The organism is Rhizobium sp. SG570, from assembly GCF_012275345.1.
GTDB classification, from domain to species: Bacteria; Pseudomonadota; Alphaproteobacteria; order Rhizobiales; family Rhizobiaceae; genus Rhizobium; species Rhizobium lusitanum.
The window spans coordinates 85217-104493 of sequence record NZ_JAAZQI010000006.1; the positions used below are offsets into that span (position 1 = coordinate 85217).

The 19277-nt window shown below is 59.8% G+C and carries 20 protein-coding genes; 12 read left to right on the forward strand and 8 right to left on the reverse strand.

The genetic code is table 11. The annotated features are described in order from the left end of the window. Positions 1 to 7 precede the first annotated feature (7 nt). Positions 8 to 964, reverse strand: a complete 957-nt coding sequence (sppA, locus tag FHT28_RS14185; protein WP_168596547.1) for a signal peptide peptidase SppA — start codon at positions 962 to 964, stop codon at positions 8 to 10. Between the two features lie 326 nt (positions 965 to 1290). On the opposite strand from sppA, the gene lptC reads away from it, so the two are divergent. The 6 genes from lptC to ptsN all read left to right on the forward strand — a co-directional run bounded on the left by lptC (position 1291) and on the right by ptsN (position 6593). After that, positions 1291 to 1977, forward strand: coding sequence for an LPS export ABC transporter periplasmic protein LptC (gene lptC / locus FHT28_RS14190; RefSeq protein ID WP_037202989.1), 687 nt, complete (start codon positions 1291 to 1293; stop codon positions 1975 to 1977). Then, positions 1974 to 2636 carry an LptA/OstA family protein gene (locus FHT28_RS14195; protein ID WP_037202988.1) on the forward strand — a complete coding sequence of 221 codons (663 nt, stop codon included), beginning with the start codon at positions 1974 to 1976 and terminating at the stop codon, positions 2634 to 2636. The genes lptC and FHT28_RS14195 overlap by 4 nt, the downstream gene beginning before the upstream one ends. 31 nt (positions 2637 to 2667) lie before the next feature. Then, complete coding sequence (lptB, locus tag FHT28_RS14200) at positions 2668 to 3459, forward strand: LPS export ABC transporter ATP-binding protein (protein ID WP_245297501.1); 792 nt, start codon at positions 2668 to 2670, stop codon at positions 3457 to 3459. Between the two features lie 195 nt (positions 3460 to 3654). After that, on the forward strand, positions 3655 to 5214 hold the full coding sequence (gene rpoN / locus FHT28_RS14205) for an RNA polymerase factor sigma-54 (protein WP_168596548.1): 1560 nt from the start codon (positions 3655 to 3657) through the stop codon (positions 5212 to 5214). A 249-nt stretch (positions 5215 to 5463) separates the two neighbouring features. After that, positions 5464 to 6039, forward strand: coding sequence for a ribosome-associated translation inhibitor RaiA (gene raiA / locus FHT28_RS14210; protein WP_037202985.1), 576 nt, complete (start codon positions 5464 to 5466; stop codon positions 6037 to 6039). Between the two features lie 89 nt (positions 6040 to 6128). Continuing rightward, entirely contained in the window at positions 6129 to 6593 is a 465-nt protein-coding gene (gene ptsN, locus FHT28_RS14215; RefSeq protein ID WP_037202984.1) for a PTS IIA-like nitrogen regulatory protein PtsN, read from the forward strand. An 88-nt stretch (positions 6594 to 6681) separates the two neighbouring features. On the opposite strand, the gene grpE is transcribed toward ptsN, so the two are convergent. Further along, positions 6682 to 7320, reverse strand: coding sequence for a nucleotide exchange factor GrpE (gene grpE / locus FHT28_RS14220; RefSeq protein ID WP_037202982.1), 639 nt, complete (start codon positions 7318 to 7320; stop codon positions 6682 to 6684). A gap of 211 nt (positions 7321 to 7531) precedes the next feature. Between grpE and FHT28_RS14225 the strand changes: the two genes are divergently transcribed. Further along, positions 7532 to 7966, forward strand: a complete 435-nt coding sequence (locus FHT28_RS14225; protein ID WP_037202980.1) for a GFA family protein — start codon at positions 7532 to 7534, stop codon at positions 7964 to 7966. Between the two features lie 3 nt (positions 7967 to 7969). Here the strand turns inward: FHT28_RS14225 and hrcA are convergent, their stop codons facing one another. After that, entirely contained in the window at positions 7970 to 9058 is a 1089-nt protein-coding gene (gene hrcA / locus FHT28_RS14230) for a heat-inducible transcriptional repressor HrcA (RefSeq protein ID WP_037202978.1), read from the reverse strand. Between the two features lie 172 nt (positions 9059 to 9230). Between hrcA and rph the strand changes: the two genes are divergently transcribed. The 4 genes from rph to hemW are packed head-to-tail and all read left to right on the forward strand — an operon-like array spanning position 9231 to position 12244. Next, complete coding sequence (gene rph, locus FHT28_RS14235; RefSeq protein ID WP_168596549.1) at positions 9231 to 9947, forward strand: ribonuclease PH; 717 nt, start codon at positions 9231 to 9233, stop codon at positions 9945 to 9947. A gap of 12 nt (positions 9948 to 9959) precedes the next feature. Further along, on the forward strand, positions 9960 to 10376 hold the full coding sequence (locus FHT28_RS14240; RefSeq protein ID WP_037202974.1) for a VOC family protein: 417 nt from the start codon (positions 9960 to 9962) through the stop codon (positions 10374 to 10376). Positions 10377 to 10387: 11 nt separating this feature from the next. Next, a complete protein-coding gene (gene rdgB, locus FHT28_RS14245; protein WP_047641086.1) occupies positions 10388 to 11032 on the forward strand; it encodes an RdgB/HAM1 family non-canonical purine NTP pyrophosphatase in 645 nt (214 codons plus the stop codon). An 18-nt stretch (positions 11033 to 11050) separates the two neighbouring features. Next, entirely contained in the window at positions 11051 to 12244 is a 1194-nt protein-coding gene (hemW, locus tag FHT28_RS14250; RefSeq protein ID WP_037202973.1) for a radical SAM family heme chaperone HemW, read from the forward strand. A 115-nt stretch (positions 12245 to 12359) separates the two neighbouring features. Here hemW and FHT28_RS14255 read toward each other — a convergent pair whose 3' ends face one another. Continuing rightward, positions 12360 to 13289, reverse strand: a complete 930-nt coding sequence (locus FHT28_RS14255; protein ID WP_210255760.1) for a DMT family transporter — start codon at positions 13287 to 13289, stop codon at positions 12360 to 12362. 159 nt (positions 13290 to 13448) lie between these two features. Here FHT28_RS14255 and gcvA point away from each other — a divergent pair, with 159 nt between their 5' ends. After that, positions 13449 to 14345, forward strand: coding sequence for a transcriptional regulator GcvA (gene gcvA, locus FHT28_RS14260; RefSeq protein ID WP_210255755.1), 897 nt, complete (start codon positions 13449 to 13451; stop codon positions 14343 to 14345). A gap of 116 nt (positions 14346 to 14461) precedes the next feature. On the opposite strand, the gene dnaA is transcribed toward gcvA, so the two are convergent. The 4 genes from dnaA to mutM form a co-directional block, all read right to left on the reverse strand. Beyond that, entirely contained in the window at positions 14462 to 16012 is a 1551-nt protein-coding gene (dnaA, locus tag FHT28_RS14265; protein ID WP_034513977.1) for a chromosomal replication initiator protein DnaA, read from the reverse strand. An 873-nt stretch (positions 16013 to 16885) separates the two neighbouring features. Continuing rightward, positions 16886 to 17161 (reverse strand): 30S ribosomal protein S20, encoded by a 276-nt coding sequence (rpsT, locus tag FHT28_RS14270; protein WP_037202970.1) that lies wholly within the window; start codon positions 17159 to 17161, stop codon positions 16886 to 16888. A 192-nt stretch (positions 17162 to 17353) separates the two neighbouring features. Next, positions 17354 to 18127 carry an enoyl-CoA hydratase gene (locus tag FHT28_RS14275; RefSeq protein ID WP_037202969.1) on the reverse strand — a complete coding sequence of 258 codons (774 nt, stop codon included), beginning with the start codon at positions 18125 to 18127 and terminating at the stop codon, positions 17354 to 17356. A 16-nt stretch (positions 18128 to 18143) separates the two neighbouring features. Then, the gene (mutM, locus tag FHT28_RS14280) at positions 18144 to 19034 is read right to left on the reverse strand and encodes a bifunctional DNA-formamidopyrimidine glycosylase/DNA-(apurinic or apyrimidinic site) lyase (RefSeq protein ID WP_168596551.1); all 891 of its coding nucleotides are present in this window, start codon (positions 19032 to 19034) and stop codon (positions 18144 to 18146) included. Positions 19035 to 19277: the final 243 nt, after the last annotated feature.

The following is a 19277-nucleotide window of genomic DNA, read 5'->3' on the forward strand; positions in this document are numbered from 1 at the left end:
TGATTTATCAGTTGGCTGCACCCTGCCAAAGAGAAAGCAGGCCGTCAAGAAACAACTTCTCGGTTATGATTTTCTGGAGGCCCTCTCCCCTCACAAAATCATCATAACCGAAACGATTTAGCAACCAGGAAGCGGCACCCGGCCACAAGAAGGATGAGCTTTTGCCTTCCGCCTTCCAGTCGACGATCGGCAGGTCCTTTTTGACCTTGCGCGTTTCGAGGTAGGCCAGGATCTCGTCTTCGCCACCAAGCGTATCGATCAACTTGTTCTGAAGCGCCTGACGGCCGGTGAAAATGCTGCCGTCGGCAAGCTTCAAGACGTCTTCGCGCGGCAATTTGCGACGATCCGCCACAAGGTCGACGAACCAGCCGTAGCTGTCCATGACCATATTGCGGATCATATTCTTGGCGTCTTCGCTGGCCGGATGGAAAGGCGACGGTTCGGCCTTCAGCGGCGCAGACTTGATCTCGTCGAGCGAAACCCCGATTTTGTCGAGCAGATCCTTGACCTGCGGATATTGGAAGATGACGCCGATCGACCCCGTGATCGAGGTATCGCCCGCGACGATATCATCGCCGGCAGTTGCGATCATATAGCCCGCAGACGCCGCGACGGTGCGGATGTCGGAGACAACGGGCTTCTTGGCGGCGACGGCGCGGATCGCCTTGAAGATACGTTCGCCGCCATAGGTCGTGCCGCCGGTCGAAGAGATCGACACGATCAACGCCTTGACCTGATCGTTGTCGCGGATCTTCTTCAGCCGCTCGAGAAGTTCGGGATCGTCCTGAATAAGCCCGGAAATCGTGACGCGGGCAATCTGCGGTCCCCGCGTGTCAGGCAGGTCGCCCGCGACGAAACGATAGAGCGCAAAGCCGAGCGCGACGAGGAGTAAAACAGCGATGACACGCCAGAAACCAAGCTTGCGGCGCATTTGTCGCCGGTCCGCAATTGCAGAACTGTCCATAACGCTTTATTTCTCCCTGTCACAAACCGAATGCGCTACGAACCGGATGCATAATACCTTGAAACAGGCACAATCCTCAGCAAAGGGCGATCCCGTTTTTCGATGTCCTCGACGGAACGGCACTCCGATGCTTCATCAGATAGGACATCGCCTGATCGGATGAAACCAGCAAATGGCATATTTTTCTGCCAAAATTCCTCGGCTGCAGAAAAAAATCCATATTGGCAAGCCAGTGCAATAATGCGAAACGATCCGATAGGCCTTTTGGCACAGTCTGTGCATGACGTGAATGCCGTTCTCCGGATCAGAAAAGACGGACCTGTTGCATGCTCAATACGATCGAGACCTCCGGCCACGCAATCCACTCAGCGCCGGACCGAAACGCGTATAAAGTCGCCACTTTTCACTCCGCACGTGTGAAGAGGCTGCGAATACTGCTGCCTTTGGCCGCTTTCATCGTCTCGCTTATCTTCATCGCCGTCTCCGTCATCCGCGCCTATCTGCCGGCCGACATCCAGATCGAGGGCGCCAAGATCGAAGACGGCAAGGTCGTCATGGAGCGTCCCGCCATCGCCGGCCGCAACAAGGACGGCATCAATTACTCCCTGCTTGCGGAAAAGGCGCTGCAAGATATCCGGAATCCGAACATGATCACGCTGAAGACGATCAAGGCATCGATGCCTGTCAATACTGACGTGATCGCGCATGTGACGGCCCAGAGCGCGGATTTCGATCGCCAGGCCGACACGTTGAAACTGACCGAGCCCTTCGTCGTTCAGATGGACAACGGCTTGCGCGCCGAGTTCAAGACCGCTTTCCTCGATGTGAAGAAGGGCGACCTGTCCAGCCAGGATCAGGTTGCAATCCAGCGAGGTGGCATGTCGGTTGTTGCGCGTTCGCTCAAGATGACGGATAAGGGGAGCGTAATCGAATTCGACGGGCAGGTTCAAATGCGTATCGAACCGTCCGCGTTCCACAACACAGCTAGCGAACAGAAGCCGGGCGGTTCATGATAAACGATTGGACACATTCAATTTTCAACTCCGGCCTGCGCAAGGCAGGCCTTTTTTGTGCTTTCAGCGCGCTCGCCTTTTTCGCAGCGGCGGAAGCAGGCGCGCAGGCAACGACAAGCAACATGCCAGGGCTTGCGCTTTCCAAGGATCAGCCGATCCAGATCGAAAGCGACAAGCTGGAAATCCATGATGCGGAAAGCCAGGCCGTGTTCACCGGCAACGTCAAGGTGGTTCAGGGGACCACGACGATGCAGGCTGGCAAGATGACTGTTTTCTACAAGAAGAAGCAGCCCGCTGATGCCAATGCCAAGCCGGCGGAGGACAATCCGGTCGCCAAGGCAGCCAAGGAGCAGAACCAGTCGCTGGTATCGGGTGACGCCAATATCGACCACATTCTGGTCACCGACAAGGTCTACCTCGTTTCCGGCACACAGACGGCGACAGCAGACGACGGCTCGTTCGACATGGCCAACCAGCTTGCCATCCTCAAGGGCAAGAAAGTGGTGCTGACCGACGGACCGAACGTTTTCACCGGTTGTCAGCTCACCGTGCACATGGCGACGGGCGAAGCGCAGCTGGATGCATGCGGGGGCCGTGTCCAGATCCAGCTCGATCCCAAGTCGCAGCAAGTGCAGCAACAACAGCAAAAGAAGAACTGATACCGGCCCCGTGACGACATCGACCACTTCCATCTTGCCCGGCACGACCGGGCCTTCCTCCACGGCAGCGGGCGCACCGGCCGCGGATAAAGCGCGTTATCAGGGTACCCTGATTGCGCGCGGCCTCACCAAGACCTACCGCACCCGGCGCGTCGTCAACGGCGTCTCGCTGGTGGTGCGGCGTGGTGAGGCGGTCGGCCTGCTCGGGCCTAACGGCGCGGGCAAGACCACCTGCTTCTACATGATCACCGGCCTCGTGCCTGTCGACGAAGGTACGATCGAGATCGACGGCAACAATGTCACCTCGATGCCGATGTATCGCCGCGCTCGGCTCGGGGTCGGCTATCTGCCGCAGGAAGCCTCGATCTTCCGTGGCCTGACGGTGGAGGAGAACATCCGCGCCGTGCTCGAGGTCCACGAAAAGGACAAGGCGAAGCGGGAACACAAGATTGACGAACTGCTGGAGGAATTCCACATTCGCAATCTGCGCACAGTGCCGGCGATAGCGCTTTCGGGCGGCGAGCGGCGGCGCCTGGAAATAGCGCGCGCACTGGCAACCGACCCGACCTTCATGCTTCTCGACGAGCCCTTCGCCGGCGTCGACCCGATCTCGGTCGCCGACATCCAGAACCTCGTCCATCACCTGACGGCGCGCGGTATCGGCGTGTTGATCACCGACCACAATGTTCGTGAGACGCTCGGCCTGATCGATCGCGCCTACATCATCCATGCAGGTGAAGTCCTGACCCATGGCAGGGCGAACGACATCGTCAGCAATCCGGAAGTACGAAAGCTGTATCTCGGCGACAATTTCAGCCTTTGACAGGCTGAAATTCAACCGGAGCGCACGTCAATATTATTGGACGCTGTCGCGCTTCGGAAATTTACCTTCGCTTCACAGTTCCACTTGACCAAATCCAATAAAAAAGCAATTTTTGGGCCAGTTGGGATTTCGCGAAGTTTTTATTAACGGAAAACGCGAATTCCCGAGGAGATCAAGGGGAGTCCCGCGTCCGCCATGGCACTATCGGCCAATCTTTTCCTGCGCCAAAGCCAAAGCCTGGTGATGACACCGCAACTGATGCAATCCATCCAGTTGCTGCAGATGACCCATTTTGAACTGACTCAGTTTATCGCGCAGGAAGTCGAGAAGAATCCGCTGCTTGAATTTGCGTCAAATGACGAGGATATAGGCAGTAGTGGCGATCGCGAGACGAAGGACGAGCGCTTCGAAACCGTGGACGAAACCCACGGCGACGATGATTTCGACCGCAATCCCGGTGATCTGGCGAGCGACTGGTACGAGAGCGACAATACCGGCAATGCGGACCGGCTGAACAACGAGCTCGATACCAATTTCAGCAACGTCTTTCCCGACGATGGAAGTCCGCAGCGTGCCGATGCGCCGGAACTGCTGAGCCAATGGAAATCCATGCCTGGCGGCGAAGCCGGCGAGAGCTACGATCTTGACGATTTTGTCGCCGGCCAGGTGTCGCTTCGCGATCATCTGAACGAACAAATCCCCTTTTCGCTTCCGGCCGCGGCCGACCGGCTGATCGCGCAGTACCTCATCGACCAGCTCGATGATGCCGGTTATCTGCATGCCGACCCGAAGGAAACGGCGGAGCGTCTCGGTGCCGCCCCTCGGGAAGTGGAACGCGTGCTGAATATCTTGCAGCAGTTGGATCCCCCCGGGGTCTTCGCACGCTCTCTCAGCGAATGTCTGGCAATCCAGCTTCGGCAGAGGGATCGTTTCGATCCGGCTATGGAGCGGTTGATCCAGAATCTCGAGCTTCTCGCCCGGCGTGATTTTGCAACGCTGAAGCGGCTCTGTGGTGTCGACGAGGAAGACCTGCTCGACATGATGACGGAGATCCGCCAGCTCAACCCGAAGCCCGGCAGCTGCTTCGAGACCGGCATATCCGAGGCGATCATGCCCGATATCGTGGTGCGCCCCGCCGCAGACGGCAGCTGGCTAGTGGAGCTCAACCCCGATACGTTGCCGCGCGTGCTGGTGAGCCAGTCCTATTTCGCCTGCGTCTCCAAAACCAGCCAGGACCACGCCTTTCTGTCGGAATGCCTGCAGAATGCCAATTGGCTGACCCGCAGCCTTGACCAGCGAGCCAAGACGATCATGAAGGTGGCGAGCGAAATCGTGCGGCAGCAGGACGCTTTCCTGGTGCATGGGGTCGACCATCTGCGGCCACTCAATCTGAAAACCGTGGCGGACGCCATCAAGATGCATGAATCGACCGTCAGTCGCGTGACCTCGAATAAATATATTCTAACGCCACGCGGACTGTTCGAGCTCAAATATTTCTTCACGGTTTCGATCAGCGCCGTCGAAGGCGGCGACAGCCATTCCGCCGAAGCGGTGCGTCACAAGATCCGCCTGCTGATCTCGAGCGAGAGTTCCGATGCGGTTCTGTCCGACGATGATATCGTGGATACGCTGAAGAAGGGCGGCATCGAGCTGGCTCGCCGTACGGTTGCAAAATACCGCGAGGCAATGAACATTCCTTCATCCGTGCAGCGGCGGCGAGAGAAGCGGGCCATCGCAAAAGTCGCGAACTTCTGACCGTTGTCGGCATTCAACCACAGACTGCGGATCTCCTAACAGTCCGTTAAGATGCAGTTGACTTTCAGATGCGGCGGGGCTAGAAGCCCGCCGCAATCGCTGCAGGACAGCACGACCATGAACTTATCCCCATCATCCCGAAGGCGGCCGATATACGCAATTTGTCTTTGACCGCGTGAAGTGCTTGGATGAGCTTGAGGCTTGGCGTAAACTGGTACGCGCAATAACCACTACAAGAAGGGAAACTCCATGAGTGTGCGTGTCTCCGGTAAACATATGGAAATTGGTGACTCATTCCGCCAGCGGATTGAAGACCAGATCGGTATGGCCGTGACGAAATACTTCGACGGGGGGTATTCGGGTCAGGTAACTGTTCACAAGTCCAGTTCTCGCTTCGCGGCCGATTGCAAGCTTCATCTCGACAGCGGTGTGGTGTTGCATGCCGCCGGAGAGGCGATGGACCCGCAGCTTGCTTTCGACGCGGCGTCCGAGCGTATCGAGAAACGTCTGCGCCGTTACAAACGCAAGCTTAAGGACCATCAGGCCGGCAATCATGCGAACGGTCAGGCTGAAGTCGCCTACACCGTCATGGACGGCGTTCCGGACGACGACGAAGAGATTGCCTCCGATTTCGCGCCGGTGATCGTTGCCGAAAGCACGAAGCAATTGAAGACCATGTCGGTGGCGACGGCTGTGATGGCGCTCGACATGACCGACGAACCGTTGCTGCTCTTCCGCAGTCCCGGCAAGGAACATCTGAACATCGTCTACCGTCGTCAGGACGGTAACATTGGCTGGATCGACGCGGCCAATATCAAAGGCTGAGAATAGAAGATGAGCGGCGGCTCCGTGCCTAAGTAGGCCGACCGCCGCTCCCCCGTTATCGGTTCTCGGCGACACGAAGGATAAAGAGAATGGCATTGGCAGATTTGCTACACCAAGATGCGATCATCCCCGCCTTGAGGGCAAATTCCAAAAAACAACTGCTTCAGGAGCTGGCAGCCAAAGCCTCCAAACTGACCGGACTTCCCGAACGAGAGATTTTCGACGTGGTGCTGCAGCGCGAGCGCCTGGGCTCCACCGGCGTCGGCAACGGCATCGCCATCCCGCATGGCAAGCTTGCCAGCATCAAATCCATCGCAGGCATTTTCGCGCGCCTCGAAGCACCGGTCGATTTTGAGGCGCTGGACGACCAGCCCGTCGACCTCGTCTTCCTGCTGCTCGCGCCTGAAGGCGCAGGCGCCGATCATCTCAAGGCACTCTCACGCATCGCCCGCGTTTTGCGAGACCAGGACCTGGTCGCCAAGCTGCGCGCCACCGAATCCGCTTCGGCGATCTATGCATTCCTCAACGAGGAACAGGCATCCAACGCCGCTTAACGGTGACTTGGATCACATCGGATCAAGGCAAAAATAAGAGCCGGATGATTGTGGATCATCCGGCTCTTATTTTTTTATCGCGTGAAGATCAGGCGTCTTTTTCGTCCAGCGGGCTGTTGGCGCCCTCTGCGTTCTCGACGATCTTGGGGCCGCCCTTGGCGACGCCGACCATGGCCGGGCGCAGAACGCGCTCGCCGATGACGAAGCCGGCCTGCACGACCTGCACGACCGTATTGTTCGGCACCTCTGAATTCGGCACCTCGAACATCGCCTGATGGAAATTGGGGTCGAACTTCTGCCCGATCGGTTCGATCTGGCGCACGCCATGGCGCTCCAGTGCCGAGAGCATGGAACGCTCGGTCATCTCGACGCCGTCGATCAGCGTCTGCAGGCCGGCATCGGCGCCGGCGCGCGCTTCGGCCGGAATGGCGTCCAGCGTGCGGCGCAGATTGTCCGCCACTGCAAGCATGTCGCGGGCGAAGCTCGCCACGGAATAGGACTTCGCATCCTTCACATCACGCTCGGTGCGGCGGCGAAGATTGTCCATCTCGGCGGCGAGGCGAAGGTAGCGGTCACGCAGTTCGCCGTTTTCGGCCTTCAGCAGCTCGACCGGGTCCGGCTGAGACGGCTCGGTCGCATCAATGGTTTCCGCTGCGTCTTGAGCGAAATCCGCTGATGTGTCGGCCGCCGCGGCGTCAGGTCCGGTTTTCGTTGTTTCGTCGGTCATGACGGTCTCCGAATTGCTTTGTCTTTTGGATGTGCCCGATATCGAGGTTTAGCCGGAAAAAATCAAGGCTTTGTCGAGAAGATCAGCCAATTCGTGGCATTACGACGGTGGCAAGATACCGGCGGATCAGAGACGCTGGTTGCGACTCGGCTATCCAGGCCTTCTCTCCGGTGATATAGTTAAGCGTATCTCAACACGGCGGGTGAGATCAATGTCCAGCGGCAAATCCCTTTCCGGCAAATGTTTCTGCGGTGCAGTCGAGGTCACCGTCGACGGCGAGCCTATCGCGATGGGCTATTGCCACTGCGATTCCTGCCGGGAATGGTCGGCGGGACCGGTCAATGCCTTCTCGCTCTGGCCGCCCGAAGCCGTCCACATTACCAAGGGTGCAGATCGCATCGGCAGCTACCAGAAGACCGAAACGAGCGTGCGCAAGTGGTGCACGGTCTGCGGGGGCCATCTGCTGACGGAGCATCCCCCATGGGGCGTAACCGATGTTTACGCCGCTGTCCTTCCCGGTCTCGACTTTCAACCGGCATTTCACGCCAATTACGAGACGACGGTGCTGCACATGAAAGATGGACTGCCGAAGCAGAAGGATTTTCCGGCGGAAATGGGCGGATCGGGAACGCTGCTTCCCGACTAGGCGTCAGATCCCTGGCCGCGACAGCCTCGAAATCAGCTGTGCCGTATAATCCACCATGGGTACGATGCGTGCGTAGTTCAGCCGCGTCGGACCGATGACGCCGACTGCTCCGACGATGCGATCGTCATCGTCGCGGTAGGGAGCGACGATGAGCGATGAGCCGGACAGCGAAAAGAGCTTGTTTTCCGAACCGATGAAGATACGCACCCCCGGTCCGCTTTCCGCAAGGTTGAGGATCTCGATGAGACTGTCCTTCTTTTCAAGGTCATCGAATAGCAGACGCAGCCGGTCCAGATCCTCGGCGCCGCCGACGTCGGCCAGCAGATTGGCGTGGCCACGCACGATGAGTTGCGTCGGCTTGCCTTCGGCGTCGTCACCCGACAGCACCGCAATTCCGCGCTCGACCAGCTCATGCGACAGGCTGTCCAACTCCTGGCGGACGCTATCCTTCAGACTTTGCACACGCCGGCGGAATTCCGGAAGGGTCTGGCCGGCCATATGAGCATTGAGGAAATTGGCGGCCTCCGTCAGCTGCGACGAGGTGATGCCGGCCGGCAGTTCGATGATGCGGTTTTCGACCTGGTCATGATCGCCGACAAGCACCGCAAGCGCCTTGGTCGGCTCCAGGCGGATGAATTCCACATGCTTCAGCACGGGATCGCTTTTCGCGGTAATGACCAGGCCGGCGCCGCGCGAAATGCCGGACAGCATGCGGCTCGCCTCGGACATGACCGATTCCATCGGCTGGTCGCGATTGCTCCCGCGCACCTGCCGATCGATGTTGGCGCGGTCCTCGGCGGAGAGGTCACCGACCTGCATGAAGGCGTCGACGAAGAAGCGCAGGCCGATCTGGGTCGGCAGCCGGCCGGCGCTGATATGCGGCGAATAGATGAGACCAAGCTCTTCCAAGTCGCTCATGACATTGCGCACCGAAGCTGGCGACAAGGACATGGGCAGCAGGCGCGAAAGATTGCGCGAACCGAGCGGCTCGCCGTTTTCGAGATAGCCTTCGACGATGCGGCGAAAGATTTCCTTGGAGCGTTCGTCAAGCGCAGCAATGACATCCGAAACCGTCGATGTCGTAAATACCATTTTGCTGCCAAATCCGTTCCATTGAGCCTTAGTGAAAATATAATCATTCAGTTAGCAATCGCAAAAGGGAAAAATGCGGTTACCGCCGCAGTGGGGCATTAAAGCCTGCTTTTCCTTTGCAAAAGCCTCCTCTGGGTCGTAGAAGCGGTCATCGAAGTTTCAGGAGAGTGGAATGCGGCCTTCAGGCAGAAAAACCGATCAGATGCGCAAGGTGTCGTTCGAGCGCAATTTTTCCAAGCATGCGGAAGGCTCGTGCCTGGTCAAGTTCGGCGATACGCATGTGCTCTGCACGGCAAGCCTGGAAGAAAAGACGCCGCCATGGCTGCGCAACAGCGGCAAGGGTTGGGTCACGGCTGAATACGGCATGCTGCCGCGCGCGACCGGCGAGCGCATGAAGCGCGAAGCTGCCGCCGGCAAGCAGGGCGGCCGCACGCAGGAAATCCAGCGCCTCATCGGCCGCTCGCTGCGCGCCGTCGTCGACCTGAAGGAGCTCGGCGAACGTCAGATCACCGTCGACTGCGACGTCATCCAGGCCGATGGCGGCACGCGGACCGCGGCGATCACCGGTGGGTGGATCGCGCTCTACGATTGCATGAAGTGGATGGAAAGCCGCAACATGATCAAAGTCGACCGCGTACTGAAAGATCACATCGCGGCGATCTCCTGCGGCATCTTCGCCAGCCAGCCGGTGATCGACCTCGATTATCTCGAGGATTCCTCGGCAGAAACCGACGCCAACTTCGTCATGACCGGCAAAGGCGGGATCGTCGAGATCCAGGGAACGGCCGAGGGCACGCCCTTCAGCGAAGAAGAATTCGCCACGCTCCTGGGCCTTGCCAAGAACGGCATTGCCGAACTGGTGGATCTGCAGAAGCAGGCGATCGTCTGAGGATATCCTGCAATGGCGGACGCGGCTCTCGAAGGCATCTTGGAAACCGCTCTCTATGCGGACGATCTCGATGCGATCGAGGCCTTTTATAGCGGCATTCTCGGGCTCGAGAAGATCGCACGTGGTGGTAACCGCCATGTCTTTTATCGTTGCGGGCCGGGCGTGCTGTTGATCTTCAATCCGGCCGAGACGATGAAGCCGCCGGAACCGGGCTCCCTTCCCGTGCCGCCGCATGGCACGACGGGCGATGGTCATGTCTGCTTTCGGCTCAGCGGCGACGACATCGAGGCAATGGCCCGGAAGCTGAAGGCTGCGGGCATTGCCATCGAAGCCGATTTTCACTGGCCGAACGGCGGCCGCTCGATCTATTTCCGCGATCCGGCCGGCAACAGCCTGGAATGCGCCGAACCCCGCATCTGGGGCTTATGACGGGACAAGACATGCGCAAACTCGATACCAAGACCATCGTCGTCGCCAGCCACAATGCCGGCAAGATCCGCGAAATCGAGGATCTGATCGGCCCCTTCGGCTTTGCCGCCAAGTCGGCCGCCGACCTCAATTTCATCGAACCGGACGAAACAGGCACGACCTTCGAGGAAAATGCCGCGATCAAGGCCCTGGCCTCGGCGCATGCTTCCGGCCTGCCGGCACTGTCCGACGATTCCGGCCTGGTGATCGATGCGCTCGGCGGCGATCCGGGGGTCTATACCGCCAACTGGGCTGAAACAGCTGACGGCACTCGCGACTTCGCCATGGCGATGCAGAAGGTCGAAACCGCGCTGGAAAAAGCCGGCGCCACCTCGCCTGAACGCCGTACGGCTCGTTTCGTCAGCGTGCTTTGCCTTGCCTGGCCGGACGGACATACCGAACTTTTCCGCGGCGAAGTCGAAGGCGCCGTCGTCTGGCCGCCGCGCGGCACCCAGGGCTTCGGCTATGATCCGATATTCCAGCCGGAGGGATATGAGACGACCTTCGGCGAGATGAGCGCCGACGAGAAGCATGGCTGGAAGCCCGGCAATCCGCAGGCGCTGTCGCATCGCGCCCGCGCCTTCAAGGTCTTTGTCGAAACCTGTCTGGAGGCGTAGGCTTACTTCGTGGAGATCATGGATTCGCAAGACCTGATGCGCGGGGCGCAATTGCTACCGGATACCGGCGAGCCTGGTTTCGGCGTCTATGTGCATTGGCCCTTCTGCGCGGCCAAATGTCCCTATTGCGATTTCAACAGCCATGTCCGTCACCAGCCTGTTGATCAGGAGCGTTTCGCTGCCGCCTTTCTGAAGGAGATGGCATCGATGCGGATGATCAGCGGCCCGAAAACAGTGACCAGCATCTTCCTCGGCGGCGGCACACCTTCGCTGATGAAGCCGGAGACGGTCGGTGCGATCCTCGATGGCATCGCCAGGACCTGGCATGTGCCTGACGGCATTGAGATCACCATGGAGGCCAATCCATCGAGCGTCGAGGCCGAGCGCTTCCGCGGCTATCGCGCCACCGGTGTCAATCGCGTGTCGATGGGCGTGCAGGCACTGAACGACCGCGACCTGAAATTCCTGGGCCGCCTGCACGATGTCGCCGACGCGCTGAAGGCGATCAAGCTGGCGCGCGAGATCTTCCCGCGCATGTCCTTCGACCTCATCTATGCCCGCCCGAACCAGACAGTCGAGGAATGGGAACGCGAGCTGAAGGAGGCAATCTCCTACGCCGTCGACCACCTCTCGCTCTATCAATTGACCATCGAGGAAGGCACGCCCTTCTACGGCCTTCACAAGGCCGGTAAATTGATCGTGCCCGACGGCGACCAGTCGGCGCTGCTCTACGAGGCAACGCAGGAGATCACCGAGCGCGAGGGCATGCCGGCCTACGAGGTCTCCAACCACGCGCGTCCCGGCGCCGAAAGCCGGCATAATCTCACCTACTGGCGCTATGGCGACTATGCCGGGATCGGTCCCGGCGCCCATGGCCGGCTGACCCGCGGCTCGCAAAAGCTTGCAACGGCCACCGAGCGGAAGCCGGAGAGCTGGCTTGAGATGGTCGAGCGCGACGGCCATGGCATGGTCGATCAGGAAATGCTCGGCTTCGACGAGCAGGCCGACGAATTGCTGCTGATGGGCCTGCGCCTGAAGGAGGGTGTCGACCTCGCCCGCTGGCAGGAACTCTCCGGCCGGGATCCAGATCCGCAGCGCGAGGCTTTCCTGCTGGAGCACGGGTTCATCGAGCGGCTGGGCAATTCCCGCCTGCGCTGCACGCCGACGGGAATGCTGCTCCTCGATTCCGTCGTTGCCGATCTGGCCTGTTAGTCACCTCCCTCGAGGGCGGGGCAATTGCATATGGGGCATGCCGGTGCCGCAAGCTCCTTCTCCCCTCGGGGAGAAGTTGGCCCGAAGGGTCGGATGAGGGGGCGCGGCAACGATCTCATCTCATATGCGATTCCCCTGCCCTCAAGAGGAGGGTAAACAGCCGTCCGTCGATCGCCGCAAGGCCGAGCGCGATCATCGCCATGCCGATGAAGTGCTTCGGCTGCAAGTCCTCGCCGAGAATCAGTGCACCGAGCAGGATGGCGCTGACAGGGATGAGGAAGGTCACCAGCATCAAGTTGGTAGCGCCTGCGGTCGCGAGAATGCGGAAGAACAGCACATAGGCGACGGCCGTCGACAGGATGGCGAGGCCCGCGAGCGCCAGCCAGGTTTCGGCCGATGGCATCGCGAGCGTCCAGGGGCGGTCAACGAAAAGAGCGATCGGCAGCAGCAGGACGGTCGAGGCCGTCACCTGACCGGCGGCGGGAATGATGGGCGCCAACCCCATGCGGCGGAAGCGGCGTCCGAATATGCCGGCGAGGGAATAGGTGAAGGCGGCTCCCAATACGGCGAGCTGCGCCAGCACATTCGAACCGAGGCTTGCGAGCACCGACGGGCCGATCATCAGGGCCACGCCGCCAAAGCCGACGATGACGCCGACCAGGCGATTGCCGGTCATCTTCTCATCCGACGTCAGAAGATGCGCGACCACGACGCCGAAAAGCGGTGTCGTCGCGTTGAGAATCGAGGCAAGGCCGCTGGCAATATGTGTCTGGCCCCAGACGATCAGCAGGAAGGGAACAACATTGTTGAGGAAGCCCATGCCGAAGAAGGCGAGCCAGGCCTGGCGATCGCGTGGCATGGAATGCCCGGTCATGCGCACAATGACATGCAGAGCGATAGCGGCAAGTGCGACACGCGCTGTCACGATGGTAAAGGGCGGCAGTTCATGGACCAGAATGCCGTTGAACAGGAAGGAGCCGCCCCAGAGGAGGGATAATCCCACAAGCATGCCCCACTCGACTGCGCCCATGGACTTCTGCGGCATCACGATAGTCTCCAGTATTTCATTCGATTGAGTTTTACTTATGGACGGCCGGAATCTCATACTGTTGCCAACCATCGGAATTGCTGAAATAATCTCGCGATAGCGGGCCTCTGGCAAGCGAGTCTTTCTCACTCCATGATTTAGCTGAACTCAATCATTATGGATCAGTTGCCGTCTCTTTCGGCCCTCAGGGCCTTCGAAGCATCAGCCCGTCATCTCAGCATGACGCTGGCGGCAAACGAGCTGCATGTCACGCCTGGCGCCATCAGCCTGCAGATCCGGGACCTCGAAAGCGCGCTCGGCGTACGGCTTTTCGAGCGCCGGGCGCGCAGCCTTGCGTTGACCACAGACGGCGCCGACTATTTCGCGACGATGCGCACGGCCTTCCGCCTCATTCGCGAGGCAACCACGGCCCTGACGATGCGCTCAAGGGACACAGTGCTGACCGTCGCCTGCACTGCCGGTTTTGCCACGCATTGGCTGGTGCCGCGGCTTCGGCGCTTCGAGCAGGCTCATCCCGATATCGATCTGCGCATCAGCGCCTCGCATCGCATGATGGATTTCCAGCGGGACGGGATCGACATCGCCATCCGCCACGGGCTCGGCGGCTATGAAGGGCTGGCAAGCGAAAGGCTGCTCGATGACGAATATGTGCCGATTTGCACCCCCGAGATGGCGGCGACACTCGGCCCCTCGCCCGTCGTCGACAATCTGGCGGATCAGACCCTGATTCATGATGTCTATCGGCGCGACTGGGAACTCTGGTTGCAAGCTGCAGGCGCGACGCGTGTGGACGCCACGCGCGGGCCGGTCTTCACGGATGGCACCGGGGCTTATCACGCCATGAAGGCAGGGCTCGGCATCGCACTGATGCGCCGCTCCTTCGTCGAGCAGGAATTGGCAGGCGGGACGCTGGTAGCCCCCTTCCCCATCGGGTTTGCCAGCGCACTCGCCTATCATCTCGTCTATCCGCCGGGCGCGCTGGAACGGCCGGCGGTTGCGGCCCTCCGCTCCTGGCTGTTCTCCGAAGTCTCACATGCGACGCCACCGACATAGGCAGGCCCGAACACTCAATCGGTCATCCCCGTCAACATCAAGCAGACAAGGTCACCCAAAGAAAACGGCCGGCGCTGAGGCCGGCCGTGAAACGAAGAGCAGATAGCGCCCGCCGCTTATTCGTTGATGAGGCGCTTGAGCAGCTCGATCTCATGCGACAACTTGGTGTCGCCCGAGATCAGTTCCTCGATCTTGCGCACCGCATGCAGCACGGTCGTATGATCGCGACCGCCGAACCTGCGACCGATCTCCGGGAAGGAGCGCGGTGTCAGTGTCTTCGACAGATACATGGCGATCTGGCGCGGCTTCACGATGACGCGGGTGCGACGATTGGAGACCAGCTCCTGGCGCGAGACATTATAGTGACGCGCGACAATGCGCTGGATGTCCTCGATGCGGACGCGACGCGGCTCGCCGGAACCGACCAGATGCGCGAGAAGCTCGTCGACGCGCTCGACCGTCAGGTTCGGCTCGAAGGAACGGCGGAAGATGAGTTGATTGAACGCGCCTTCCAGCTCGCGACCGCTTGCCGTGACATTGCGGGCGACGTGAGACAGAAGCTCCGCCGGGATTTCCAGCGACGGATCGTCCTGACGGGCCGCATCCAGACGGCGCTTGAGGATTTCAAGACGCATTTCATAGTCCGGTGCCTCGACCTCGATCGCCACGCCACCCTGAAGACGCGAGCGGACGCGTGGATCGAGCGATTCCAGTTCCCAGGGAGCGCGATCGGCAGCGACGACAACCTGCTTGGCGCTGTCGAGCAGCATATTGAGCAGATGGCAGAACTCGTGCTGGATCATCTTGCCCTGCAGGAACTGCATGTCGTCGATGATGAGCAGGTCGATGTTGCGCAGGGAATCCTTCAGCGTCAGCGCATCATTGTCGCGAATCGCGGTTGCGAAGCGCCACATGAAGTATTCCGCCGTCAGATAGACCACGCGCAGGTTGCGCGGATTCTGTACGGCGGCATTGGCGATCGCCTGCAACAGATGCGTCTTGCCGAGACCGACCGTCGAATGAACGAAGAGCGGATTAAACCGCACGGCGCCTGAGCCGGCTTCAGCGATGGTCTTGGCGGCGGCAAGGCTCACCCGGTTCGAGCTGCCCTCGACATAGGTGTCGAAGGTAAAGCGGGAATCGAGCGGCGAGCCGAACAGCGGCATACCTCCCGTCGCAGGCCGGGCAGCGGCTGCCGCGCTTACCGCCTGAGCGACCGCGTGGCCGGCGGGCTGCGCTACAGAACGGCGGATCGGCGCCACGGCAGCCTGATCCGATACAACAGCCTGTTCGTCAGCACCCGGCTTCGCGCTGTGCCGCGTCGCCGTACGCACCAGAATTTCAACTTTCAGGATCTCCGCGTCTTCTGTCTGGAACAAGCCGGTGATCATATCGAGATAGCGATTATTGATCCACGACTTCAGAAAGGTCGTCGGAACCGTAAGGCGCACAACACTCTTGGAGACCGAATGCAGTTTAAGTCGGCCGAACCAGCTGGCATAGACGTCAGGACCAACCTGCGCCTTCAAGCGCGCACTGACACGTTCGAACAAAACATTTTGCGCCACGTCTCCTTTTTCCCCCGCCGCTTCTAGGCAAACCGCACTGAACGCCTGCGCATTGTCCCCGGTTTCCAACGCACCCGTCGTCCTCGTATGTATCTGCATAAAGTGCCGCCTTCCACAGTCTCGTTATAGGACGAAACGACATCGAGCCGCCGTCCTTAGGTCTTCGCCATGACATGACGGTCGCGCTCGTTTTTCAAGCTGCGCCGCATGCCGGTTCATCAGCCGAGCCCAGCCAAGAGGCTTTACAAAAAAACCGCGGCGAAAACTGCTCTTTAAAGCGGCCTTCGTCTTGGCGTTCGTAACCGGAGCATCGGTCGGTCCTCGTATTCCGACCAGTGCCCCAGCGGCTGTCAATTTTTCTCCCCTCCCCACAGCCACGCTTATGACTTAGGCTGCAAAGGACAGACAAGCTTCCTCGTTCCGCCAGCGTTGCCGCTTACGGTCTTAACTCGTCAACTGTTTGAAAAAACGGGGCTGAACTGCTCCGTCACAAGGGACAAAAATCATCCACTCCGCCTTTAGTGGCAGTGTTCGCCGAAGCCGTTTCAGATGATGTCCGCGCCCCTTGTTGAAATGCATTTAGGCAGGATCGAACGCAGATATCAACGATGAATTTTACACAAAATTAAGAGGCAGCCATTGACTCGTGAAGCCGTTTTTGACTGTCACATGGCCTTCAAAAAAGAATCGCTGTTGAATCAAGGAGATTCCCGTTCAGCGCGATTCTCACAGGTTTCAAAACAAAAAAATAAAAAAATCCCTTGACTCACTTGTGAGCCGGCAACGCGTCACGCAGATCACCCAGCGCTGAGATATCCTGCCGCAAGCCTTTGTTTTCAAATGTGTATTTCTGTCACGTCACTGACATGATCAGCCGGCTACATTTTAGCATTATGGCGTTTTTTTGGCCGAATCCAAAAAGCCCGGCACAAGGCCGGGCTCAAGTCTAACGATTAAATCGTTAAGGAAAAATTACGCTGTCGGGGCCGAGAGAGCCTTCACACGCTTGGCAAGACGCGAAACCTTGCGGGAAGCGGTGTTGGCGTGAAGCACGCCCTTGGTCGCGGCGCGAGCCAGTTCAGGCTGGGCGGCGATGAAAGCTGCCTTGGCGAGATCTGCATCACCCGATGCGATGGCTTCTTCGACCTGACGGACGAAAGTGCGAACGCGCGAGCGACGAGCCTTGTTGACATCGGTGCGGCGGGCGATCTTGCGGGTCGCTTTTTTCGCCGAGCTGGTATTGGCCATGTATGCCTCTCTTAGAATTCAAACACAGCTCCGTCACTGCAGCGCGGGCCCTGCGGCCTCTTCATCCAGCAATGCGGGAGCAATTGCGGAAAACCAGAGCGGCTTTCCAAACTGTGGCGGGCATATAACTGGAATGAGCCGCGCCGTCAACGCGGATTCTCGTCAAAGGCTCGTAATTCCGAATTCCGCCCCTCACCGGTTCTTGAAGGCCGGCTTACGCTTTTCGACAAAGGCGGTCATCCCCTCCTTCTGATCCTCCGTGGCGAACAGGCTATGGAAAAGGCGGCGCTCGAAGCGCAAGCCCTCTTCCAGCGTGGTTTCCAAGGCGCGGTTCACCGCCTCCTTGGCCATCAGCACCGAGGGACGAGAGAGCGAGGCGATCTTGGCGGCGGCGGCCAATGCCTCGTCCAGCAGCTTGTCGGCCGCCACGACGCGAGACACCAGGCCCGAGCGTTCAGCCTCTGCTGCGTCCATCATCCGGCCGGTCAGCACCAGATCCATCGCCTTCGCCTTGCCGACGGCGCGTGTCAGGCGCTGCGAGCCGCCCATGCCGGGGATGATGCCGAGCGTGATTTCCGGCTGACCGAACTTCGCCGTCTCGGCGGCAATGATGAAATCGCACATCATGGCCAGCTCGCAGCCGCCACCGAGTGCGAAACCGCTGACGGCGGCAATCACGGGCTTACGCGCCCTGGCGATCTCGTCCCAGCCGCTCATCAAGTCGCCCTTGTAGACGTCAACGAAATCGAGCGGCTGCATTTCCTTGATATCGGCGCCGGCCGCGAAGGCCTTTTCCGAGCCGGTGAGCACGATCGCGCCGATCGCATCATCAAGATGGAAGGCGGCATAGGCCTGCTTCAGCTCGGCAAGCACCGTGGAATTCAGCGCGTTCAGCGCCTGCGGCCGATTGAGCCGGATGAGGCCGACAGCCCCATGAGTTTCGACGATCAGGGTTTCGTAAGCCACTTGTCTCTCCCTTCAATCAGCTTTGGCAGGCGGCGCAATAGAAAGAAGAGCGCCCTGCCTGGACGATGCGGCTGACCGTACCGCCGCAACCCGGCGTGCCGCAAGGCTGGGCTTCGCGGTCATAGACGGAAAAGGAATGCTGGAAATAGCCAAGCGACCCATCCGTCTGGATATGATCACGCAACGACGAGCCGCCTGCCGCGATCGCGTCGGCGATGACAGCGCGGATCGCGGCCACCAGCCTCAACAGCTCCTCCTTCGGGCCGCCGGTGTCGGTGACCAGCGTGCCGGCGGCGCGCAGGGGCGACAGATGAGAGCGCCACAGCGCCTCGCAGACATATATATTGCCGAGGCCGGCGATATTCTTCTGATCCAGCAGCGCGCTCTTCAGCGGCTGCGCCTTGCCGGCGAAGCGTTCGGCCAGATAGTCGGCGCCCAGTTTGTTGCCGGTGGGTTCCGGGCCAAGATCGCGGAAGAAGGGGTGGCTGGCGATATCGGCTCGCCTGACGACATCCATGAAGCCGAAGCGACGCGGATCGTTGTAGATCACGCGCGCGTCACCGCCTGCACCCGCCAGATGGAAGACGACATGATCGTGCTTCTCGTCCTTGGAACGCGGATGGTGGAATGCTCCGGGCGTCTCCGACGACGGGCCGGCCTCGACCCGGAACGAACCGGACATGCCGAGATGGGCGACGATCGTCATGCCGTCATCGAGGTCGATCAGCAGATATTTGGCGCGGCGCGACAGCGACGTGATGCCGCGCCCCGAGACCGCTTGCGAGAAGCCGGCCGGGAACGGAAAGCGCAGATCGCCGCGGCGCAGTTCCAGCTCTTTCAACAGGGCGCCTTCCATGGAAGGCGCCAGCCCTCGTCTGACGGTCTCGACCTCTGGTAATTCCGGCATGGCTATCCATCTTTATGTTTCAACCGCTTATGATCTGGGCTATAGCCCAAGGGCATTGCGGCTGGTGATCTGGCTGATGAGATAGCGTGGCAAAGGCGATTTCGCTATGGTCCGCCGCTGAATACTGCGTAATTCCCTAGATCGGAATCGATTTAAGGATAAAATTATGCAGCAAATTTAAAGGACTACAGCGACCTTTGCGCGTCACATATGACACGCGGCGCTATAGTGTAACGGAGTTGA